At 74.3% G+C, this 21,822-nt stretch carries 19 protein-coding genes; 13 read left to right on the top strand and 6 right to left on the bottom strand.

Features of this window, described 5'->3' with window-relative positions; translation table 11 throughout:
* Window positions 1-80: 80 nt before the first annotated feature.
* Both CELGI_RS07675 and CELGI_RS07670 read right to left on the bottom strand, forming a co-directional pair.
* Entirely contained in the window at window positions 81-1,010 is a 930-nt protein-coding gene (locus tag CELGI_RS07675) for a phosphatase PAP2 family protein (RefSeq protein ID WP_013883557.1), read from the bottom strand.
* Window positions 1,011-1,134: 124 nt separating this feature from the next.
* Window positions 1,135-1,659 carry a MarR family winged helix-turn-helix transcriptional regulator gene (locus tag CELGI_RS07670; protein WP_245528187.1) on the bottom strand — a complete coding sequence of 175 codons (525 nt, stop codon included), beginning with the start codon at window positions 1,657-1,659 and terminating at the stop codon, window positions 1,135-1,137.
* Window positions 1,660-1,737: 78 nt separating this feature from the next.
* Here CELGI_RS07670 and idi point away from each other — a divergent pair, with 78 nt between their 5' ends.
* The 9 genes from idi to CELGI_RS07625 all read left to right on the top strand — a co-directional run bounded on the left by idi (window position 1,738) and on the right by CELGI_RS07625 (window position 8,949).
* A complete protein-coding gene (idi, locus tag CELGI_RS07665) occupies window positions 1,738-2,316 on the top strand; it encodes an isopentenyl-diphosphate Delta-isomerase (protein ID WP_013883555.1) in 579 nt (192 codons plus the stop codon).
* A gap of 1 nt (window position 2,317) precedes the next feature.
* Window positions 2,318-3,379, top strand: a complete 1,062-nt coding sequence (locus tag CELGI_RS07660) for a polyprenyl synthetase family protein (RefSeq protein ID WP_013883554.1) — start codon at window positions 2,318-2,320, stop codon at window positions 3,377-3,379.
* A complete protein-coding gene (locus tag CELGI_RS07655; protein WP_013883553.1) occupies window positions 3,376-4,272 on the top strand; it encodes a phytoene/squalene synthase family protein in 897 nt (298 codons plus the stop codon). The genes CELGI_RS07660 and CELGI_RS07655 overlap by 4 nt, the downstream gene beginning before the upstream one ends.
* Window positions 4,269-5,891 carry a phytoene desaturase family protein gene (crtI, locus tag CELGI_RS07650; RefSeq protein ID WP_013883552.1) on the top strand — a complete coding sequence of 541 codons (1,623 nt, stop codon included), beginning with the start codon at window positions 4,269-4,271 and terminating at the stop codon, window positions 5,889-5,891. Before CELGI_RS07655 ends, crtI begins: the two co-directional genes overlap by 4 nt.
* Window positions 5,888-6,250: a lycopene cyclase domain-containing protein gene (locus CELGI_RS07645; RefSeq protein WP_013883551.1), complete on the top strand. Its 363-nt coding sequence runs from the start codon at window positions 5,888-5,890 to the stop codon at window positions 6,248-6,250. The genes crtI and CELGI_RS07645 overlap by 4 nt, the downstream gene beginning before the upstream one ends.
* Complete coding sequence (locus CELGI_RS07640; RefSeq protein WP_013883550.1) at window positions 6,247-6,585, top strand: lycopene cyclase; 339 nt, start codon at window positions 6,247-6,249, stop codon at window positions 6,583-6,585. Before CELGI_RS07645 ends, CELGI_RS07640 begins: the two co-directional genes overlap by 4 nt.
* Window positions 6,582-7,496, top strand: coding sequence for a prenyltransferase (locus tag CELGI_RS07635; protein WP_013883549.1), 915 nt, complete (start codon window positions 6,582-6,584; stop codon window positions 7,494-7,496). Before CELGI_RS07640 ends, CELGI_RS07635 begins: the two co-directional genes overlap by 4 nt.
* 83 nt (window positions 7,497-7,579) lie before the next feature.
* A complete protein-coding gene (locus CELGI_RS07630) occupies window positions 7,580-7,804 on the top strand; it encodes a hypothetical protein (protein WP_013883548.1) in 225 nt (74 codons plus the stop codon).
* 74 nt (window positions 7,805-7,878) lie between these two features.
* Window positions 7,879-8,949 (top strand): LacI family DNA-binding transcriptional regulator, encoded by a 1,071-nt coding sequence (locus CELGI_RS07625; protein ID WP_013883547.1) that lies wholly within the window; start codon window positions 7,879-7,881, stop codon window positions 8,947-8,949.
* A 22-nt stretch (window positions 8,950-8,971) separates the two neighbouring features.
* On the opposite strand, the gene CELGI_RS07620 is transcribed toward CELGI_RS07625, so the two are convergent.
* The 4 genes from CELGI_RS07620 to CELGI_RS17345 all read right to left on the bottom strand — a co-directional run bounded on the left by CELGI_RS07620 (window position 8,972) and on the right by CELGI_RS17345 (window position 13,904).
* Window positions 8,972-11,041 (bottom strand): glycosyl hydrolase, encoded by a 2,070-nt coding sequence (locus tag CELGI_RS07620; RefSeq protein ID WP_013883546.1) that lies wholly within the window; start codon window positions 11,039-11,041, stop codon window positions 8,972-8,974.
* Window positions 11,038-11,769, bottom strand: coding sequence for an HlyD family efflux transporter periplasmic adaptor subunit (locus tag CELGI_RS07615; protein ID WP_013883545.1), 732 nt, complete (start codon window positions 11,767-11,769; stop codon window positions 11,038-11,040). Before CELGI_RS07615 ends, CELGI_RS07620 begins: the two co-directional genes overlap by 4 nt.
* The gene (locus CELGI_RS07610) at window positions 11,766-13,487 is read right to left on the bottom strand and encodes a glycosyltransferase family 2 protein (RefSeq protein WP_041574543.1); all 1,722 of its coding nucleotides are present in this window, start codon (window positions 13,485-13,487) and stop codon (window positions 11,766-11,768) included. Before CELGI_RS07610 ends, CELGI_RS07615 begins: the two co-directional genes overlap by 4 nt.
* Before the next feature lie 267 nt (window positions 13,488-13,754).
* The gene (locus CELGI_RS17345; protein ID WP_013883543.1) at window positions 13,755-13,904 is read right to left on the bottom strand and encodes a hypothetical protein; all 150 of its coding nucleotides are present in this window, start codon (window positions 13,902-13,904) and stop codon (window positions 13,755-13,757) included.
* A gap of 101 nt (window positions 13,905-14,005) precedes the next feature.
* Between CELGI_RS17345 and CELGI_RS07605 the strand changes: the two genes are divergently transcribed.
* The 4 genes from CELGI_RS07605 (at window position 14,006) to treZ (ending at window position 21,772) form a co-directional block, all read left to right on the top strand.
* On the top strand, window positions 14,006-15,100 hold the full coding sequence (locus CELGI_RS07605) for a carboxylate-amine ligase (protein ID WP_013883542.1): 1,095 nt from the start codon (window positions 14,006-14,008) through the stop codon (window positions 15,098-15,100).
* A 101-nt stretch (window positions 15,101-15,201) separates the two neighbouring features.
* Complete coding sequence (gene glgX, locus CELGI_RS07600) at window positions 15,202-17,496, top strand: glycogen debranching protein GlgX (protein ID WP_013883541.1); 2,295 nt, start codon at window positions 15,202-15,204, stop codon at window positions 17,494-17,496.
* A complete protein-coding gene (gene treY / locus CELGI_RS07595; RefSeq protein WP_013883540.1) occupies window positions 17,493-20,006 on the top strand; it encodes a malto-oligosyltrehalose synthase in 2,514 nt (837 codons plus the stop codon). The genes glgX and treY overlap by 4 nt, the downstream gene beginning before the upstream one ends.
* Entirely contained in the window at window positions 20,003-21,772 is a 1,770-nt protein-coding gene (treZ, locus tag CELGI_RS07590) for a malto-oligosyltrehalose trehalohydrolase (RefSeq protein ID WP_013883539.1), read from the top strand. The genes treY and treZ overlap by 4 nt, the downstream gene beginning before the upstream one ends.
* The last annotated feature ends 50 nt before the right edge of the window (window positions 21,773-21,822 follow it).

The raw sequence follows: 21,822 nt of genomic DNA, 5'->3' as shown, positions 1-21,822 counted from the left end.
CACCTGCCACGTGCACGCTATGCCATCGCACGCGCGCACGGGGCGCGCCGCCCACGAGAGGCGCACGTGCGTCGTCGGGGTCAGGCAGGTGCGGTGTCGTCGCCACCGGCGCGGCGCACGGCGGCCGCGTCGACCGCATGCGTCAGTGCGACCGGCGGCGCGGCCTCCACCGGGACGTCCGGCACGGGCGTCAGCGCGCCCAGCTCGGCACGCTCGGCCTTCCTGCTCGCCCACCAGCCGTACCGACGGAACGAGACGAACCAGGTGACCAGCACCAGGGCCGCGCCCGCGACCGCGTCGAGCACCCAGTGGTTGGCCGTGACGACGACGACGACGGTCGTGAGCCCGACGTACCCGAACGACAGGACCTTGAGCAGCCGCCCGCGGGCCACGGTCGCGAGCACGAGGCTCACCCACAGGGCCCACCCGACGTGCATCGACGGCATGGCGGCGACCTGGTTGGTCACGGACGACGCGCCGTTCGCGGCCTGCTCGGCGACCGACGGCCACCAGCCGTGCACGGACGCCTCCGAGACGGTGTCGACGTAGCCGGGCAGCAGGCGCGGCGGTGCGGTGGGCACGAAGAAGTAGCCGAACAGCGCGAGGAATGTCGCCGACATCAGCGCGGTGCGGGCCGGGGCGTACACGAGCGGGCGTCGGATGAACAGCACCACCAGCACCGTCGGCGTCACGAGGTAGTGCATCGACTGGTACCAGTAGGAGACCGCGACCTCGAGCCAGCCGTGGTGCGCGAGCCACAGGTTCCACGAGCGTTCGACGTCGAGCCCCATCCAGCGCTCGACGTCGACGATCCACGCGGCGTGCCGCGCGGCGGGCTCCCACGCCCCGGTCGCCGCCAGGCGCGTCGCGGAGTAGCCCGCGTACAGCGCGACGACGAGGAGCACCTCGCGCAGGACGCGGCGCCGGCGGCTGCGTCGGGCGTCACCCGCGAGGTCGACGGACGACGACGGTGCGCCCCGCCCCCCGGCACGTGCCTGGTCCTGGCTCACCCCGCCCCCTCCCGGTGCCGACGCGCGCAGAGGTCGACGCGCGCGGCCGTTCACCGCACGATAGTCGGACGGGCGTCCCCACCAGGGGGATTTCGGGCCGCGAACCTGTCCGACGTGACCACGGTCACGCGGTGGGTGCACCCCCGGCGGGCGTGAGGGGGGCGGTCGCGTCCTCGTCGTCGAGCACGTCGGCGAGCGACCGGAGGAAGGCGGCGACGTGAGGCTGGGACTCGACCGGGACGGCGGCGGCGACCTCCGCCATGCGGCGGTGCATGCGCTCGAGCCGCTCGCGGACCTCGTCGTGCGCGTGGTCGGTCGAGTGCAGCAGGACGCCGCGTCGGTCCGTGGGGTGCGCCTCACGCTCGAGGTGCCCGGACGCGGTGAGCCGGTCGAGCAGCTTCGTGGTCGCCGCGCTCGTGATGTCGAGCTCGCGTGCGAGGTGGTGCGGGCTCGTCGGCCGCCCGTGCAGCTCGCGTCCGATGACGATCTGCAGCGCGCGCATGTCCGTCTCGTTCATCGCCATCCCGGCCGCGGTGCGGCGCCTCATCCCCTGGTCGGCCCGGCGGAACGCTCGCACCGCCTCGAGGATCTCGGCGACGCCGCGCGCGTCGTCGTACCAGTAGTGCTCCGGCTTGGCGGCTACCTGCATGACGTGCATACTAACCCAGGAAGTAACTTCCCGATCTAGCAATCGCTTGCGGGAGCAGCTCGATCGACGGAGGTCGACGTGACGGTGACGCACATCGAGGACCTGGTGGTCCTTCTCGACGACGACGGCACCCCGCGCGGCCACGCACCCCGCACGTCGGTGCACGGCCCCGACACCCCCCTGCACCTCGCGTTCTCCTGCTACGTGCTGGACGACGACGGCCACGTGCTCATGACGCGACGCGCGCTGTCCAAGCGCACCTGGCCGGGTGTCTGGACCAACTCGTTCTGCGGCCACCCCCGGCCGCGCGAGGACGCCGAGGAGGCGGTGGCCCGCCGTGGGCGCGAGGAGCTCGGCATCGAGATCGAGGACCTGCAGCTCATGCTCCCCCGCTTCCGGTACCGCGCGGTCGACGCGTCGGGCGTCGTCGAGAACGAGCTGTGCCCGGTCTGGTTCGCCACGACGCGCTCGGCACCGATGCCGGACCCGGCGGAGGTGATGGACCGCGCATGGGTCGACGTCACCGACCTCGGGCGTGCCGTGGCCGCGACCCCCTGGGCCTTCAGCCCGTGGATGGTCCTGCAGGTCGAGGAGCTCGCGCGGCTCGTCGGTCCGGGCGTCGCGCACGACGCCCCCGTCCTCGGGCAGGTGATGTGACGTGACCGCGCTCGCGTCCGGCGCGCCGCCCGCCGAGCAGACCCGCACGGCCGACCCGCCAGGCCCCCTCGAGGCGTTCCTGCGGGACGCACGGCTGGACGACGCCGAGACCACCGCGCTGTGGGCGGCCATGGGCGACGCGACGCGCGGCGGACGCCGCATGCGACCCGCGCTCGCGCGCGCGGCCTACGCGGCGTTCGGAGGCACCCACACCGCGGCCGTCGAGCACGTGGGTGACGCCATCGAGCTGCTGCACGCCGCGTTCGTGATGCACGACGACGTGATCGACAACGACCAGGTGCGCCGCGGTCGCCCCAACGTCGCCGGGACGTTCACCAGCCGTGGGCTCGCGGCCGGCGCGGGCGCGAGCGCCGCACAGGGGTACGGGCGCGCCGCGGGCATCCTCGCGGGCGACCTGGCCCTGGTGGCGGCCACCCGTCTGGTCGCCACGACACCCGCTCCCCCGGCGACCGTGGCCCGCCTGCTCACGCTGCTGGACGACGCCGTGACGGAGTCGGCCGCGGGCGAGCTGCGTGACGTGCGGTTCGCGCTCGGCGTGGACGACCCCTCGCTGGCCGACGTGCTCGCCGTGGGCGAGCTCAAGACCGCGGCGTACTCGTTCTGCCTCCCGCTGTGCGCGGGCGGCATCCTGGCGGGCGTGGACGACGCGACCGTGGCCTCGCTCGACCGGCTCGGCCGTCTGCTGGGGATCGCGTTCCAGCTGCACGACGACCTGCTCGGGGTGTTCGGCGACGAGCGCGCGACGGGCAAGAGCACGCTGAGCGACCTGCGTGAGGGCAAGCTGACGGTCCTGGTAGCGCATGCGCGCACCACCGCCGTCTGGCCGCGCCTGGCCCGTCACGTGGGCGACCCCGACCTCACCGTCGCTGCCGCGCGCCAGGCGCGCCGGCTGCTCGAGAGCAGCGGCTCGCGCCGCTTCGTCGAGGACCTGGTCCACCGGCACCTGGACGCGGCGCACGCCGAGGCGCACCGTGCGGGCCTGCCCGACGACGCGCTCGCGGGCGTCGCCTCGCTCATCGACCACCGCGGGTGGGCGGCATGAGCGGCCGGGGACGCCGCGTCGCCGACGGCGGTGCCGAGCGGTACGCGCACGCGGCCGCCACGGCGACCGCGACGATCGTCGACGAGTACTCCACGTCGTTCGGCCGCGCGTGCCGCCTGCTGCACGAGCCCGTGCGCGGCCACGTCCGCACGATCTACGGCCTGGTCCGGGTCGCGGACGAGGTGGTGGACGCACCCGACCTCGGGCTCGACACGGCGCAGCGGGCCGCGTTCCTGGACGCGCTCGAGGCGGACACGCTGCAGGCGCTCGAGTCGGGCTTCTCGACCAACCTGGTGGTGCACGCGTTCGCCCGGACGGCGCGCGAGCACGGCATCGGGCCGGACCTCGTCGTCCCGTTCTTCGCCTCGATGCGCACGGACCTGTCCGCCGACCGGCACGACGACGCGTCGTTCGAGACCTACGTCTACGGGTCGGCCGAGGTGGTCGGGCTGATGTGCCTGCGCGTGTTCGTCGGCGCACCCGACGCCGACACCGCACGCCGTGACGACGTGTACGCCGAGCTCACGCCGGGCGCGCGGCGCCTCGGCGCGGCGTTCCAGAAGGTCAACTTCCTGCGCGACCTCGCGGCCGACCGCGACGACCTGGGCCGGCAGTACTTCCCCGGGATCGACGCGGGTGCGCTGACCGACGCGCAGCGCGACCTGCTCCTCGACGACGTGGACGCCGACCTCGCGGCCGCGCGTGCGGCGATCGCCGCGCTGCCGGCCTCGAGCCGGCGCGCGGTGCGCACCGCGCACGACCTGTTCGCGGCGCTCTCCGCGCGGCTGCGCGCCACACCCGCGGCCGGCATCGCGCGCGAGCGGGTCCGGGTGCCGGGCACCGCGAAGGCCGGGATCGTCGTGCGCAACCTGCTGCCGTTGGTGCGCACGTGACCGCGCGGGAGTCGACGGACCACCGGCGGCGCGCGGTCGTCATCGGCGCGGGCATCGCGGGGCTCGCGAGCGCCGCGCTCCTGGCACGTGAGGGGTACGCGGTCGAGGTCGTGGAGCAGCAGCACCACGTCGGCGGGCGGGCGGCGACGTGGCAGCAGGACGGCTTCACGTTCGACCTGGGCCCGTCCTGGTACCTGATGCCGGAGGTGTTCGACCACTTCTTCCGCATGTGCGGCACGACGGCGGAGGCCGAGCTCGACCTCGAACGGCTGGACCCGGCCTACCGCGTGCTGTTCGAGCCCGCGGTCGCGGGCCCGGCGCCGCGCGTGGACGTGCGCACCGGGGCCGCGCACGAGGCGTTCGAGGCGCTCGAGCCGGGATCGTCGACGCGGCTCGACGCGCACCTCACGTCCGCTCGCGAGGCGTACGACCTCGCGGTGCGGCACTTCCTGTACTCGACGTTCGAGCGCCCGACGCACCTGCTCGACCGTGAGGTCCTGCGGCACGTGCCCCGGCTCGCCCCGCTGCTCGGCACGTCGCTCGAGCGGCTCGTGGCGCGTCGGTTCACCGACCCCCGCATCCGCCAGATCCTCGGCTATCCCGCAGTCTTCCTGGGCACGTCGCCCGAACGCGCGCCCAGCCTCTACCACCTCATGAGCCACGCGGACCTCGAGGTCGGGGTGCTGTACCCGCGCGGCGGGTTCGGCTCCGTGATCGACGCGGTGCTGCGGTGCGCGACACGCGCGGGCGTCCAGGTGCGGACGGGCACCCGCGTGACCCGCGTCCTGACCGCGCCGCGCACGGGCGGGCCTCGCCGCGGACCGGCCGAGCAGGTCGTCGGGGTGGAGCTCGACGACGGCGGGCGGCTCTCGGCGGACGTCGTCGTGGGCGCGGGCGACCTGCACGACCTCGAGACCCGGCTGCTGCCCGAGCGCCTGGCCACCTACCCCGCGCCGTGGTGGGAGCGCCGGGACCCCGGCCCGGGCGCGGTGCTGGTGCACCTCGGCGTGCGGGGCCGCGTGCCCCAGCTCGCCCACCACACGATGCTGTTCACGCGGGACTGGCGGACCAACTTCGACGCGATCTTCGGCGACGACCGGCACGTGCCGGACCCCGCCTCCATGTACGTCTGCACGCCGTCCCGCACCGACCCGTCGGTCGCGCCGCCCGAGCACGAGACGATGTTCGTGCTGGTCCCGGTGCCGGCCGACCCGTCCATCGGGGCAGGTGGCCTGGCCGGCAGCGGCGACCCCGCCGTGGAGCGCGTGGCCGACGCGGCGGTCGCGACGATCGCGCAGTGGGCGGGTGTGCCGGACCTGGCCGAGCGGACCGTCGTGCGGCGCACGGTCGGGCCCGCGGACTTCGCGCGTGACCTGTCGGCGTGGCGCGGCGGCGCGCTCGGTCCCGCGCACACGCTGCGCCAGAGCGCGTTCTTCCGCGGGCGCAACACCTCCCGGCACGTCGCCGGGCTGGTGTACGCGGGCGGCTCGACCATCCCCGGGATCGGTCTGCCGATGTGCCTCATCAGCGCCGAGCTCGTCGTCAAGCGCCTGCGCGGCGACACGTCGGCCGGTGCGCTCGAGGAGCCCGCGGACCGCCCCGAGCCGGTGGCGCCGTGAGGGGGCTGTACCTGCTGTGCCTCCTGGTCTCGTGGGCAGGCGTCCTCACGCTCGACCTGCGGTTCGGGCTGGCACTGGGGCGCGGCCCGCGCGTGGCGCGCGTACGGGTCGCGCTGGTCGTGCTCGCCGGCGCGGTCGTGCTCGTGGTGTGGGACCTGGTGGCGATCGCGCAGGGCTTCTACGGTCGTGGTGCGAGCGACGCGCTGCTCGGCGTGTGGCTCGCACCCCACCTCCCGGTCGAGGAGATCGTGTTCGTGACGTTCCTGTCCCACCTGACGCTCGTGACCGCGGGTGCGGCGCGGCGCGTGCTGGCCCGCGCCGCTCGGCCCGCACCCGCCGGCGCCCGGGTGCCGCGATGAACCCGCTGGACTCGTACGCGGGTCTCGCTGCCGTGGTGCTCGCCCTGAGCGCCGCGGTGTGCACGGTCGCGGTGCTCACCGAGCCCCGCCGCGGTCGTGGCAGGACGACGCTCGCTGCGGTCGTCGCGCTGACCGCCGTGGTGCTGACCGTCCTGACGGTCGTGTTCGACACGGCCATGGTCGCGGCGGACCTGTTCACGTACGACGAGTCCGCGCTGGCCGGCCCCCGCGTGTGGCTGGCCCCCGTCGAGGACCTCGCGTGGCCGCTGGTCGCCGCGCTCCTGCTGCCCTCGCTGCTCGCGCTGCTCACCCCACGGGACCGGGAGGCCGCATGACCGCCGTCGAGGCACCGCCCGCGCCGCGCCGCGGGTGGCGCGCCGGGCTGCGGCAGGTCGTGGGCTCGTCGCGACCGTTGTCCTGGATCGACACCGCCTACCCGTTCGCGGTGGCCTACCTGCTCGCGGGCGGGTCCGTGGACGCCGCGCTCGTGATCGGGACGGTCTGGTTCCTGATCCCGTACAACCTGCTGATGTACGGGTTGAACGACGTCTGGGACCACGAGTCGGACCTGGCCAACCCCCGCAAGGGCGGGATCGAGGGCGTGGTGCTGGACACGCGCTGGCACCGCACGACGATCGTCGCCGCGGTGGTGAGCAACGTGCCGTTCGTCGTGACGCTCGCGGTGCTCGCGGTGGCACTGGGGCAGCCGCTCGCACTCGTGGTCCTCGCGGTGAGCGTGTTCGCGGTGGTCGCCTACTCGGCTCCGCGGCTGCGGTTCAAGGAGCGTCCCGGGGTGGACTCGGCGACGTCCGCGACGCACTTCGTCAGCCCCGCCGTGCTGGGTGTGGTGCTCGCCGGCGGCGCGTGGACGTGGCCCGTGGTCGCGACGCTCGTGGCGTTCTTCGCGTGGGCGTGCGCGTCGCACGCGTTCGGCGCGGTCCAGGACGTGCGGGCGGACCGCAGCGCGGGCATCGGCTCGGTCGCGACCGTCCTGGGCGCGCGCCGCACGGTGCGCCTCTCGATGGCGGGATACGCGCTCGCGGCCGTGCTCATGGCGACCGCAGGCTGGCCCGCCGCGCTCGCGGCGGCCGTGCCCGCCGCCTACCTGCTCTCGGTCGCGCCGTTCCGCGACGTCACGGACGCCGACTGCGAGCGCGCCAACCGGGGGTGGCGCCGGTTCCTGTGGCTCAACCTGGTGGCGGGGTTCGCGATCACGCAGGGCCTGATCATCACCGCCCTGAACTGATCCACCGGCACCTCTTGACCGGTAAAGCGAGCGAGTCTACTGTAGCGGTACAGAACTGGACCGGTACAGACGTGGAGGGAACCATGTACCTCAGCCCGCCCCCGCTCAGCCTCCTGCACTCGCGCCAGGCCACGCTGCAGCAGTCACGCAGCGCGCTCCCCGACGCACCGGTGGTGCCGGACGCGCCCCGACGCCGCCTGCGTCGCCCCGCACGACCCGTCGTCGCGGTGCGCCTGTCCGGCGCCCGCACGCTCCACCGTCTCGCGGACGCGCTCGCGCCCAGCGAGCGCACCGCGATCCTGCGGTGAACGCCGTGACCGCGCCCGCGGTCGCCTACCCTGGCGCCGGGGACCCCCGCGGGGGTCGGCGAGAGGAGGCGGCCGTGGGCCGGGTGACGTTGCAGACGGTCGCCGACAAGGTCGGCGTGAGCCGCATGACCGTCTCGAACGCGTTCTCGCGCCCCGACCAGCTGTCCGCCGAGCTGCGGACGACGATCCTGGCGGCGGCCGACGAGCTCGGCTACGTCGGGCCCGACCCAGCGGCGCGCGTGCTGGCCCGCGGATCGGCCGGCTCGGTCGGCGTCCTGTTCACCGACTCGCTCGGGTCCGCGTTCCGGGACCCGATCGCCGCGGAGTTCTTCGCGTCCCTCGCCGAGGCGCTCGCGCCCACCGGTCTGGCGATCTCGCTGCTGCCCAGCAGCGGCACCGGCGACCGGGTCGCGGCCCGCGACGTGCCCATGGACGCGGCCCTGGTCTACGCGTGCGCGGGCGACACCGTCGCGCTCGACTGGCTCGAGCGCCGCCGGCTGCCGCTCGTGTTCGTCGACCAGGCGCCCACCACGCCCGGCGCCTCCAGCATCCTGCTCGACGACCAGCCCGGGTCCCGTGCCGCCGCGCAGCACCTCCTGGCCCTGGGGCACCGCCGGATCGCGATGCTGACGATCGCCGACGGCGACCGGCCCGGCCTCGTCGACGACCCGACCACGACCGGCCGCGGGTACGTCTCACGCGAGCGCGTGACGGGGTGGCTCAGCGCGCTGACGCCCGCGGGTGCCGACGTCGTCGGCATCAACATGCGGGACAACCTCGAGGACGACGCGCTGCAGGCGGCGCGCACCCTCCTGGACCTCCCGGACCGCCCGACCGCGGTGCTGTGCTTCTCGGACCTCGTCGCGTGGGCCGTGGTCCGCACCGCGCACGAACGCGGTCTGCAAGTGCCGCAGGACCTGTCCGTGGTGGGCTACGACGACAGCGCGCTCGCGCGCACGATCACGCCGGCCCTCACGACCGTGCGGCAGGACCTGGGTGCCAAGGGCCACGCCGCGGCGCTCGCGCTCCGGCACGCGCTGGCCGCGACGCGCCCGGGCGCCGCGCCGGTCGAGCCCGAGCACGTGGTCATGCCGACCGAGCTCGTGGTGCGGGACTCGACCGGTCCGGTCCCGTCCACCGACTGACCGCGGCCGCCCGGCCCGCCCGTCAGCCCGTCGCGTCGGCCACGAACGCGAGCAGCGCCGTGCGCGAGGTCCCGTCGTCGATCGCCTCGTCGGACACGGCCACGAGCGCGTCCCACGCGTGCGCCGCGTCCTGCGGCCCCGCGAGCGCACGGTACGCGAGCAGGTAGCCCCCGAACGCGACGTCGTACCCGTCGGGCGCGGCCTCGTCGACCGCCGCGCGGATCCGCTCCGGATCCACCCCGGTGGCGGTCGCGGCCTGCGCGGGCCCCATCGGGATGAGCTGGATGCCGAGGATCGCGTTCGGCTCGGGGCTGAACCAGGTCGCGTAGTCCCGCTTGCCGCCCCACACCAACGAGACGACCTGGTGCTCGAACGCGGGGAAGGCCGACAGGTCGGGCGCGGTCCAGTACGCGCGCGCCGCGGCGGACTCGGTGGACTGCAGCCAGCTCGCCTCCTGCGCGAGCGCGTCCTGACCGCTCGCCCGCGCCCAGAGCCCCAGCCCGTTCCACGCGGTCACCGCCTCGGACGTCGACTCCTGGTTGTTCCCGTCCGCGAACGGGGACGTGCCCGACGCCCACGAGTGGCCCGCGTACGGGTCGAACGCGCGCAGCTGCGGCAGCTCGGGGCCGGCCGTGGCCGACGCGATGTCCGCGGCGAGCAGGTCCATCACCGGGGCGAGGTCCGTGACGAGCGCCGCGTCGTCGGCTCCGAGCAGGCCCGCGGCCGACAGCAGGTAGCCGTAGTGGAAGTGGTGGTCGTTGAGCTCGTCCGAGCCGAACGACGGTGTGAGCCCGATCGCCGAGCGGGCCTCGGGGTCGTACACGACGCAGCGGGCGTCGCGTCGCTCGCACCCGTCGGGCTGGGCCCACTCCCGCAGCGCGGCGGCCGTGCGCTCGCGCAGGTCCGCGACCTCGTCGGCGGCGCCCAGCCGCTCGCCCAGCACGACGAGCGTCGCGGCCCGGAACAGCGCCTTGGCCCCGAAGTACGAGTCGGAGGGGAACGCCGGTGTCGCGGCGACGTCGGCGACGAGCGTCGTGCGCAGCGTCGCGAGCCGGTCCTCGGGCACGCCGTCGAGGTCCGGCACCGCCGCCGCGCGCACGGTGGGCGCGAACGCCGTGAGGGTGCTGCCCGCGCACAGCTCGAGCGTGCCCCCGACCGACGGGTACTCCCCGAGCCCGCAGCCCTCGCGCTCGGGCTGCGTGCCCGCGCGGTGGTGCGGGCTGAGCACGTACGCGCCGGGGCCGCCGGCCGTGCGGTAGCGCACGGTGGTGCGGGCCACGTCGTCGTCGACGCCGTACGTGACGTCGGCGCCCCGCACGGGGTGCTGCGCGGCCAGCGCGAGCGCGTCCTGCGCCGCGCCGGTCGCGTCCGCGGGCAGCGCGTACCAGCCGATCACGTCCCCGGCCCGCAGGTCGCTCCCGCCGTCGCGGTAGTCCCCCGCCACCACGGCCCACCGCGTGCCCGCCACGTCGCCCGTCGCGCTCGCGGGTCCGTCGGGCGTCGCCCGCAGGGTCCCCGCGGTGGTCGTCGTGCGGACCGTGACGTCCCCCTCTGCGACGAACGTCACGACGGGCGACCCCGCGGCGAGCGCGACGGTGCCGAGCACGTCACCCGCGTCGTCGAGCAGCTCGAGCGAGACCGCGACGGGGTCGGCGGCCGAGACGCGGTACGAGCTCGCCCCCACGTCGATGCCGAGCGCGGGCACGTGCGGCCCCGCGACCGTCGCGGCCGAGGCGACCGGCTGTGGCAGCCCGATCGTGAAGCCGCCGTCGCCGACCGCGAAGGACAACGGCGTGGCGAACGCCGGCTGGTCGCCGAAGACGAGACCGGAGTACCACCGGTTCGACTCCGGTAGGACGCCCGCTGCGACCCTCGCCTCCGGGAGCTTCGCGACCGCACGCGCGGGCACACCCGCCACGAGGGCGCCGGTGTCGACGACCGGCACGGCCGCGTCGGGCGGCCCGGGCGGCGGCCCCTCTCCGGCAGGCGGTGCGGGGTCGTCCGTGCCGCGCTGCGCCGCGAACGCGAGCACCCCTCCGAGCGCGGCCACGAGCACCACGAGCAGCCCGACCAGCCGGACGCGCGCGGTCACCCGAACAGCCCCCGCACGTAGCCCGTCACGGCGTCGGAGACGGTCGTGACCACCCCGTCGTTGCGCAGCGCCAGCCGCGCCTCGACCGGGGTGCCGGCGTTCACCAGCCCGTTCTGCTCACCCTGCACGAGCTCGTCGCTCACGACCGTGACCACCGCCTGGGCCTGCCCCGCGACCGTCGTGACCTGCACGTGGTCGACGTGGCCGGACAGCGTCGCCGTGTTCGGCAGCACGATGCTGACGGCGGCGTCGTCGGGCACGCGCGCGTACTCCTTGGCCGAGAGCGTGTACTCGGCCTGCACGTACAACGACCCCGCGCGCTGCACGGTCGCCAGGTGGTCCGCGGCGGACACGAACGTGCCCTCGGTCGCGGTCAGGCCCACGACGGTCCCGTCGGCGGTCGCGAGGACCACCAGGTCGCCCTCGTCGTCGATGTTCGTGGACGCACCCGCGGTGCTCACGGTGCCCAGGCTCAGGTCGCGCTCGAGCGCGGTCGAGTCGATGACGAACAGCGGGTCGCCCTCGCGCACCTCGTCGCCCACCTCGACCTGCTGGTCCACGACCAGACCCGGGTAGGGCGTGCCCACCGTGTAGGACTGCCCGAGGATCTGCGCGGAGTCGCTCACGGCCGTGCCGCGGGTCTGGTTCACGTGGTAGGTCGCCAGTGCGGCGACGACGAGCACGACGAGCGTGCCGGTGAGGATCTTGAGCCGTACGCGCCAGGTCATGCGGCACCTCCGGTCGTCAGGGCGGGCGTGGCCGCCGCGCGTCGTCCGCGTGGCGGACCCTGCTGGTCGGCGCGCGCCGCGCGGGCGGCACGCCGGCCGGCGCGGGCCTCACGCCACGCGGTGACGACGAACCCGCCGAGGATGACGGTGTTCGTCGCGTTCCAGGCCACCGCGAGGCTCGGGTAGCTGTTGGACACGTCCTTCCAGATGCCGACGGCCGTGGTGAGCGCGAGCAGCTGGAAGAACATGAGCTGGGCGTTGATGAACGCGAAGGGCGAGCGGTAGGCGCCCTTGGCGCCCGTGACGTGCCACGCCTGGTCACGCCGCAGCACCGCGTTGACCAGCGCGCGCGTGTAGATCGGGAACGAGACCGACGCGAGCAGCAGCACCTGCCAGCGGAACGACCCCAGCGTGTAGAAGGCCAGCACGATCTGCAGGACGTAGAACCCCGCGTAGTACAGCGCCCATGTCAGGGGCGTGATCTCGAGGTTCATGGGCGTCAGGTCGAAGTAGATCTGCAGCGGCGGCACCAGCAGGAGCAGCAGCGGCGCGATGCCCGTGAGGTAGTGCGTGGCGGTCACCGTGTACTGCAGGCGCTGGTCGAGCGTGAGCGGGTGGCGGCGCGACAGCGGGTTGTGCGTGAGCATGATCTCGAACCCGCCGGTCGCCCAGCGCAGCTGCTGCTTGGAGTACGCCTCGATGGTCTCGGGGGTGTCGCCGATCGCGAGCGTCTCGGGGATGTAGACCGTGCGCCAGCCCTTCTCGTGCAGCATGAGCGAGGTCCACACGTCCTCGGACTTGGAGTCCGAGTAGATGCCGCCCACCGAGTCGATCGCGGCGCGGCGGAAGATCACGTTGGTGCCCACGCAGAACGCGGCGTTGAACCGGTTCCGCCCCGGCTGGATGAAGCGGTAGAACACCGCCTGCATGTAGCCGGCGCCCTTGGAGATCGTCGTGTGCAGGTTGCCGTAGGTCTGCGGCGTCTGGACGAACGCGACCGCGTCGTCCGCGAAGAACGGGACCGTCTCGTGCAGGAACGTCGGCAGCGGCACGAAGTCCGCGTCCAGCACGACGAACAGGTCGCCGCGCGCGATGGACAGCGCGTGGTTGATGTTCCCGGCCTTGGCCCCGTTGCTCGACAGGCGCCGGATGTACCGCGCCCCGAGCTCGGCCGCGAGGTCGCGCACCTCGTCGGAGCGGCCGTCGTCGAGCACCCACGTGCGGTGGGCGCCCTGCATGCCGAGCGCGGCCGTCACGGTGCGGCGGATGGTCCCGACGTCCTCACCGTACGTCGTGATGAACACGTCGACCGTCATGGCGCGGTCCCGCAGGTACATCGTCCACTCGTGCGGGCGGTCCTCGGCGCGGGCCCGCACGATGTCCGCGACGTCGTACAGACGGTCCTGCGCGTGGTGGAAGTGGAAGCCCCGCGGGTCGTGGCTCGCGGACAGCACGGTCCACATGGCCAGCAGCGCGTGCACGACGAGCACGGTCTCCGCCGCCATGACCATCGCGTACGGGAGCCAGTCGCCGCGGTTGGCCGGGTTGAGCAGGAACACCGCGTAGACCACGATGCCTGCGCTCGCGATCAGGACCATGAGGACGAGCGACGGGCTCTGCGCGGCGTGCGTCTCGGGTGAGCGGGCCGGCCGCGCGTGCGGCTGGTCGGTGCGTCGGGGCTCGAGCACGAGCCGGTCGAACGTGGTGGGCGCGGTCACGCCGGAGGCTGTGGTGGTGGACACTTCGGGCCCTCTTCTCGTCGCCGTGCCGAGGCGTCGGTGGGAGGTCCCACCGCTGCCGGTGCGACGGCGACGGTGGCGCCGAGTTCACGGGGCCGAACTCGCTCCGTGGTGTGGCCAGACGCTAACCGACAAGTCGGACATCGTGTCCAGGCGACCATGGTGTGACGCAGGTCACAACGGATGGAACCGCTGGTCAGAGCGCCGCCCGTGCCCCGATCGGGCGCCGTCCGTTCGGGGCGTGTCTCACCGGTCGAGGACCCGCGCGACCGCGGGCGCCGCCGGCGCGGGCGCGCCCGGACCCTGCTCGAGGGCCGCGAGCATCGCGACGAGGAGCCCGACCACCCCGACGATCACGCCCAGCCCCGCCACCACCGCACGCCCCGTCGCGTCCACGTCACCACCCCCGCACTGCCTGTGTCCCGGCGACGCGAGGTCTTGCACTGCTCCGCTCGCCGCCTGCGCGGTCCCGCCCCACACTGGGGCGCGTGCGAACCATGGGTGTGGAAGAGGAGTACCTGCTGGTCACGCCCGAGGGCGTGCCGGCCGCGCAGTCGCCGGCCGTGCTCGGGCTCGCGGCCCGGACGCTGACGTCCACGCCGCAGCCGGGTGGCGACGTGGAGAAGGAGTTCAAGCGCGAGCAGGTCGAGACGTCGACGCACCCGTGCACCGACCTGCGCGAGCTGCTCGAGCAGGTCCGCGCGGGCCGCGAGCGCGTCGACGACGTCGCCCAGGGCGCGGGCGTGCGGATCGCCGCGCTCGGCACCGCGCCGCAGGCCGTGGACCCGACCGTCATCCCCGACCGGCGCGCGCAGGCCATCCGCGAGCGCTTCGGCCTGACCGCGCGCGAGCAGCTCACGTGCGGGTGCCACGTGCACGTGTCCGTGGCCGACGACGACGAGGGCGTGCACGTGCTGGACCACATGCGGCCGTGGACCTCGGTGCTGCTCGCGCTGTCCGCCAACAGCCCGTCGTGGCAGGGCGTCGCGAGCGGCTACGCGAGCTACCGGTCGCAGGTCTGGGGCCGCTGGCCGACCGCGGGTGCGACCGCACCGTTCGGCGACGCCGCGACGTACCGCTCGGTCGTCGAGGACCTCCTGGCGACCGGCACGATCCTCGACGACGGGATGCTCTACTTCGACGCCCGTTTGTCCCAGAGGTACCCGACGGTCGAGGTGCGCGTCGCGGACGTGTGCCTCGACGCGGGCGATGCCGCGCTGCAGGCCGCGCTGGTGCGGGCGCTCGCCGACACCGCGGTGGCCGCGCCGCGCGCGACGGGTCCGCGCGCCGAGGTGCTCGCCGCCGCGTCGTGGCGGGCCGCGCGCTCGGGTCTGAGCGGCGAGCTCGTGAGCCCCGTGACGTGGCGGCCCGCACCGGCCGCGCAGGTGGTGGGCGAGCTGCTCGAGCACGTGCGGGCCGCGCTCGAGGCCAACGGCGACCTGGAAGCCGTGGAGCGGCAGCTCGCGGCGCTCGCGCTGCGCGGCAACGGCGCGGTCGAGCAGCTGTCCTGGCGTGCCCGGGGCGCGGACGACCTGGAGGTCGTGCGCCGGGCCACGGCCCGCACGCTGGGCGCTCCCCCGGCCGCCGCCTGAGCGGTCCGGTGGCGACCGGCCGGGCCGGCACGCGGGTGGTGTGACCAAACCCCGAACGTGTGGCCGTGCCGACCCGGGCGTGCGCTGGCACTGTTGGACGCATGCTCATCTGGCCCGGACGCCCCTACCCCCTCGGCGCGACGTACGACGGCGCCGGCACGAACTTCGCCCTGTTCTCGGAGATCGCCGAGCGTGTGGAGCTGTGCCTCATCGAGCCCGACGGCACCGAGCGGCGCGTCGACCTGGTCGAGGTCGATGCGTTCGTGTGGCACGGCTATCTCCCGGCGGTGCAGCCCGGCCAGCAGTACGGCTACCGCGTGCACGGCCCGTACGACCCCGAGAACGGCCATCGCTGCGACCCCTCGAAGCTGCTGCTCGACCCGTACGCCAAGGCGATCCACGGACAGGTCGACGGCGACGCGTCGCTGTACTCCTACCGGTTCGACGACCCGGCCGCGCGCAACGAGGACGACTCGGCGCCGCACACCATGACGTCTGTCGTCATCAACCCGTACTTCGACTGGGGCCACGACCGGCCGCCGGAGCACGAGTACCACCAGTCGGTGATCTACGAGGCGCACGTGCGCGGCCTGACGCAGCGGCACCCCGCGGTGCCCGAGGAGCTGCGCGGCACGTACGCGGGCCTCGCCCACCCCGCGGTGATCGAGCACCTCAAGCAGCTCGGCGTCACGGCGATCGAGCTCATGCCGGTGCACCAGTTCGTCAACGACCCCTCGCTCCAGGAGAAGGGGCTGTCCAACTACTGGGGCTACAACACCATCGGGTTCTTCGCCCCGCACAACGCCTACTCGGCGTTCGGCCAGCCCGGCCAGCAGGTGCAGGAGTTCAAGGCGATGGTCAAGGAGCTGCACGCCGCGGACATCGAGGTGATCCTCGACGTGGTCTACAACCACACGGCCGAGGGCAACCACATGGGCCCCACGCTGAGCTTCCGCGGCATCGACAACGCCAACTACTACCGGCTGGTGGACGACGCCAAGGAGCACTACTTCGACACGACGGGCACGGGCAACTCGCTGCTCATGCGCTCGCCGCACGTGCTCCAGCTCATCATGGACTCGCTGCGCTACTGGGTCACCGAGATGCACGTGGACGGCTTCCGGTTCGACCTCGCGGCCACGCTCGCACGTCAGTTCCACGAGGTGGACCGCCTGTCGGCGTTCTTCGACCTGGTGCACCAGGACCCGGTGGTCTCGCAGGTCAAGCTGATCGCCGAGCCGTGGGACGTGGGTGACGGCGGGTACCAGGTGGGTGGCTTCCCCCCGCTGTGGTCGGAGTGGAACGGGCAGTACCGCGACACCGTGCGCGACTTCTGGCGCAGCGAGCCCTCGACGCTCGGCGAGTTCGCGAGCCGGCTGTCGGGCTCGTCGGACCTGTACGAGCACACCGGGCGCCGGCCCATCGCGAGCGTCAACTTCGTCACCGCGCACGACGGCTTCACGCTGCGGGACCTGGTCTCCTACAACGAGAAGCACAACGCGGCCAACGGCGAGGACAACCGCGACGGCGACTCGTGGAACCGCTCGTGGAACTGCGGTGCGGAGGGCCCGACCGACGACGCCGCGATCAACGCGCTGCGCGCGCGCCAGCAGCGCAACTTCCTGGCCACGCTGCTGCTCTCGCAGGGCATCCCCATGCTCGCGCACGGCGACGAGCTGGGCCGCACGCAGCAGGGCAACAACAACGTGTACTGCCAGGACAACGAGCTGTCCTGGGTGGACTGGGACCTGGACGACGAGCGCACCGCGCTGCTCGAGTTCACGCGGCGGGTGATCCGGCTGCGCAACGAGCACCCCGTGTTCCGGCGGCGGCGCTTCTTCGCGGGCGCTCCCGAGCACGGGGGCGAGTCCGAGCTGCGCGACATCGCGTGGCTGTCGCCCTCGGGCGAGCACATGTCCGACGACGAGTGGAACAACTCGATGGCGCGCGCCGTGGCGGTGTTCCTCAACGGGGACGCGATCGCGGAGCCCGACATGCGGGGCGAGCAGGTGGTCGACGACTCGTTCCTCATCCTCTTCAACGGTCAGCCCGACCCCGCGTCGTTCACCATCCCGGACGCCGCGTACGGCGAGCTGTGGACGGCGGTGTTCGACACGGACTCGCAGGTGGATCCCGGTGACACGGCACGGCCGGGCGAGGAGCTCGCGCTCGCCGGGCACTCGATGGTGGTGCTGACCCGGGCGCCGTTCCAGGAGATCCCGTCGGTGTCCGGCACGGGCGCGGTCGCGGTGGCCGCGCGCGAGCAGGCCAAGGTCCAGCCGCCCGAGCCCCGCGCACCGCGCAAGCGCTCGTCGCGCCGCACGGCCGACGAGCAGACGCCACAGGCGGACGCCGCGGGTGAGACCGCCGCCGCGCCGACGGACGGAGCCCCGTGACCGAGGCGCGGCAGACCGCGGCACGCCGCCTGCCCGCACCCGGCAGGCCGGTCCCGGTCTCCACGTACCGTGTCCAGCTCGGCGCCGATATGACGTTGGACGACGTCGCCGGGCGCGTGCCGTACCTCGCGTCGCTCGGGGTCACGCACGTCTACCTGTCCCCCGTGCTCACGGCCGCACCTGGCTCCACGCACGGCTACGACGTGGTGGCGCACGACGAGGTCTCGCCCGTGCTGGGCGGCCTGCCGGCGCTGCGCCGGCTCGCGGACGCCGCGCACGGCGCGGGTCTGGGCCTGGTGCTCGACATCGTGCCCAACCACATGGCCGTGCCGACGCCCGTGTGGCACAACACCGCGCTGTGGTCGGTGCTCGCGGACGGGCCCGCCTCGCCGTACGCCGCGTGGTTCGACGTCGACTGGTCGGCCGGCGACGGCGCCGTGCTGATGCCCGTGCTGGGCGACCGCATAGGAGCCGTCGTCGCGCGCGGCGAGATCGAGCTGGTCGAGCAGGACGTGCCCGGTCACGGCACCTGCACGGTCCTGCGGTACCACGACCACGTCTTCCCGGTGCGGGAGGGGACGGAGGCGCTGCCGCTCGTCGAGCTGCTCGAGCGTCAGCACTACCGCCTCGCGTACTGGCGCGTGGCCGACGAGGAGCTCAACTACCGGCGGTTCTTCGACGTCGGGACGCTGGTCGCGGTGCGCGTCGAGGACCCGGAGGTGTTCGACGCGACGCACCGGCTGGTGCTTGACCTGCTGGCCGACGGCACGCTCGACGGCCTGCGGATCGACCACCCCGACGGCCTGGCCGACCCGGCGGGCTACCTCGCCCGGCTGCACGAGGCCAGCGGGGGCGCGTGGGTCGTCGTCGAGAAGATCCTCGAGGGCGAGGAGGACCTGCCGCCCGACTGGGCGACCGCGGGCACCACGGGCTACGACGCGCTGTGGCGCATCCAGCAGACGTTCGTCGACCCCGGCGGAGCCGCCCCGCTCGGTGCGCTCATGCACCGCCTCACGGGCGACGCGTCCGACGACTACGCGCACGTGGCCGAGCAGGCCAAGCGCGAGGTGGTCGACGGCCCGCTGTACGCCGAGGTCTACCGGCTGACGACGCTCGCGGCCAGCATCTGCGCCGACGACCTGCGCCTGCGCGACCACACCTGGCGCGCGCTGCACGAGTGCCTCGTCGAGCTGCTCGTCGCGAGCGAGCGCTACCGCTCCTACGTGGTCCCGGGCGAGCAGGTGCATCCGGACTCGGTCGCGGCGCTCGAACACGCCGCGACGCTCGCGCGCACGCGCATGTCCGCCGAGCGCGCCGCGACCATGGACGTGCTGGTCGACCTGCTGCTGGGCCGCGAGGTCGGCAGCGCCGGCCGCACGCGCGGGGTCCGTCGCGACGAGCTCGTGGTGCGGTTCCAGCAGACGTGCGGCGCGGTCACGGCCAAGGGCGTCGAGGACACCGCGTACTACCGCTGGACGCACCTGGTGGGGCTGTGCGAGGTGGGCGGCGAACCCGCGCGCTTCGCGCTCACCCCCACCGACCTGGCCGCCTGGGCGGCGCGTCAGCAGGTCGCGGCGCCGCTGGCCATGACGACGCTCTCGACGCACGACACCAAGCGCGGCGAGGACACCCGCAACCGGCTGGGCGTGCTCTCGGAGCTGCCGAGCGAGTGGGCGGCGCTGGTCGCGCGGGTGCGCGCCGCGACCGCGTCGGCACGGAGCTCACGCGTCGACGGCCGCACCGAGCAGTGGGTGTGGCAGACGCTCGCGGGCACGTGGACCGAGGCCGGGCCGATCCCGCTGGACCGGCTCGAGCCGTACCTGACCAAGGCGATGCGCGAGGCGAAGAGCCACACGTTCTGGACCGCGCCCGACGAGGCCTACGAGGCGGCCGTGCTCGAGCTCGCGCGGCATGCGCTGGCCGACCCGGTGGTCACGGGGCTGTTCACGGAGTGGGAGGTGCGCACGCGCACGGCCGTGCGCGCCGCGACGCTCGGCACCAAGCTCGTCCAGCTCACGCTGCCCGGCGTGCCCGACGTGTACCAGGGCAGCGAGATGGCCGAGCCGACGCTCGTGGACCCCGACAACCGCCGCCACGTGCCGCTCGAGCCGCTCGTGACTCGCCTGGCGCGGCTCGACGACGGCGCCGGTCCCCGTGACCTGTCCGACGAGAAGCTCCTGGTCACCTCGCGCGCGCTGCGGCTGCGGCGCAGCATGCCCGAGGCGTTCGTGGGACCGGAGGCGGGCTACGTGCCGCTTCCGCACTCGTCGGGTCAGACGATCACGTACGCGCGCACGGTCGCCGACGACCCGCGCGTGGCGGTCGTCGCGACGCGGCTCGCCGCGTCGGTGGACCGGCTCGGCGGCTGGGCGGACCACACCGTGGGGCTGCCGGAGGGCCGGTGGGTGGACGTCCTGACCGGGACGGAGGTCGACGGCGGGATCGTCCCGGTGGCCCCGCTGCTCGAGCGGCTCCCGGTCGCGCTCCTGGTCCGCGAGGCGGACGCGTGAGCGTGCGCGTCTGGGCCCCGCGCGCGGCGCACGTGGACCTCGTCGTCGACGAGGGCCGCCGGCCCATGACGCGCGCCGACGAGGGCTGGTGGGCCGCGGACGGCCTGCCGGACGGGACGGACTACGCGTTCAGCCTCGACGGCGGCCCGGCGCGCCCGGACCCGCGCAGCCCGTGGCAGCCGCACGGCGTGCACGGCCCGAGCCGCACGTTCGACGCGCGGGCGTTCGCGTGGACCGACGCGGGCTGGGCCGGCCTGGACGTGCGCGGCCGCGTCCTCTACGAGCTGCACGTCGGCACGTTCACGCGCGAGGGCACGCTCGACGCGGCGATCGCGCACCTGGACGACCTCGTCGCGCTCGGGGTGGACGTGGTCGAGCTCATGCCGCTCGCGCCGTTCGACGGCGACCGCGGCTGGGGGTACGACGGCGTGGGCCCGTACGCGGTGCACGACGCGTACGGCGGCCCGGCCGCGCTGCAGCGGTTCGTCGACGCCGCGCACGCGCGCGGGCTCGCGGTGTGCCTCGACGTGGTGCACAACCACCTGGGCCCGTCGGGCGCGTACGTCGGCGAGTTCGGGCCGTACTGGACCGACGCGCACCAGACGCCGTGGGGTGCGGCGATCAACCTCGACCAGCCCGGCTCGTCGCACGTGCGGCGGTGGCTCGTGGACTCCGCTCTGCGGTGGTTGCGCGACTTCCACGTCGACGCGCTGCGGCTGGACGCGGTGCACGAGCTCGCGGACGACTCCCCCGTGCACCTGCTGGCCCAGCTCTCCGACGAGGTCGCCGCGCTGTCCACCGAGCTCGGCCGACCGCTGTCGCTCGTGGCCGAGACGGACCTCAACGACCCGGTCTCCGTTGCGCCGACGACCGACGGCGGCTGGGGCATGACCGCGCAGTGGGCCGACGACGTGCACCACGCGATCCACGCGCTGGTCACGGGCGAACGGCACGGGTACTACGTGGACTTCGGCGCGCCCGCGACGCTGCGGCACGCGCTGACGCGCGTGTTCGTGCACGACGGCGGCCGCTCGACGTTCCGCGGCCGCGACTGGGGCCGTCCCGTGCCGCCCGGGACCGACGGCCACCGGTTCGTGGTGTGCGTGCAGAACCACGACCAGGTGGGCAACCGCGCGCTCGGCGACCGCCCGTCCGAGCGCCTGCCCGCGGGCGCGCTCGCGGCGCAGGCCGCGCTGCTGCTGCTCGCACCGTTCACCCCGCTGCTGTTCATGGGCGAGGAGTGGGGCACCCGACGCCGGTTCCCGTTCTTCACGTCCTACGCCGACCCGGCCCTGGCCGACGCGGTCCGCACGGGCCGACGCGCGGAGTTCGCGGGCCACGGCTGGGAGCAGGTGTACGGCGGCGACGTGACCGTCCCCGACCCGCAGGACGCCGCGACGCACGCGAGCGCGGTGCTGGACCGGGACGAGCGCGCGCAGGACGAGCACGCGCGCCTGCTCGACTGGTACCGCCAGCTCGTCGTGCTGCGGCGCTCCGTGCCGGACCTCGCGTCGGGCGACCTCGCCTCGACCGACCTCACGTGGGACGGTCCCGACGAGGCCGCGGGGCCGTGGCAGGGCGTGCTGGTGCTGCACCGCGGATCGGCACGCGTGGTGGTCAACCTCGACCCGGCCGAGCGGACGGTGACGCTGCCCCCGGTCCCGCTCCAGGTCGCCGCCGCGTGGGCCCCCGTGCGGCGTCCCGAGCCCGGCACGCTCGTCGTCCCCGGACTGTCCGTCACGGTGCTGGTGGGTCCGGCCGACTGACCGGCCGGGACACGGCCCGTCGCTCGTGCCGACGCGCGGGCCGCACCGGA

Source organism: Cellulomonas gilvus ATCC 13127 (genome assembly GCF_000218545.1).
In the GTDB taxonomy this organism is placed as follows: Bacteria; Actinomycetota; Actinomycetes; order Actinomycetales; family Cellulomonadaceae; genus Cellulomonas; species Cellulomonas gilvus.
This window is presented reverse-complemented; position numbering and strand designations above follow the sequence as displayed.

Coding starts and splice junctions, on each gene's coding strand:
- CELGI_RS07630 (WP_013883548.1), top strand. CDS start 7,580: ATGTACCTCAGCCCGCCCCCGCTCAGCCTCCTGCACTCGCGCCAGGCC.
- CELGI_RS07615 (WP_013883545.1), bottom strand. CDS start 11,769: ATGACCTGGCGCGTACGGCTCAAGATCCTCACCGGCACGCTCGTCGTG.
- CELGI_RS07605 (WP_013883542.1), top strand. CDS start 14,006: ATGGGTGTGGAAGAGGAGTACCTGCTGGTCACGCCCGAGGGCGTGCCG.
- CELGI_RS07670 (WP_245528187.1), bottom strand. CDS start 1,659: ATGCAGGTAGCCGCCAAGCCGGAGCACTACTGGTACGACGACGCGCGC.
- CELGI_RS07640 (WP_013883550.1), top strand. CDS start 6,247: ATGAACCCGCTGGACTCGTACGCGGGTCTCGCTGCCGTGGTGCTCGCC.
- CELGI_RS07635 (WP_013883549.1), top strand. CDS start 6,582: ATGACCGCCGTCGAGGCACCGCCCGCGCCGCGCCGCGGGTGGCGCGCC.
- CELGI_RS07655 (WP_013883553.1), top strand. CDS start 3,376: ATGAGCGGCCGGGGACGCCGCGTCGCCGACGGCGGTGCCGAGCGGTAC.
- glgX (WP_013883541.1), top strand. CDS start 15,202: ATGCTCATCTGGCCCGGACGCCCCTACCCCCTCGGCGCGACGTACGAC.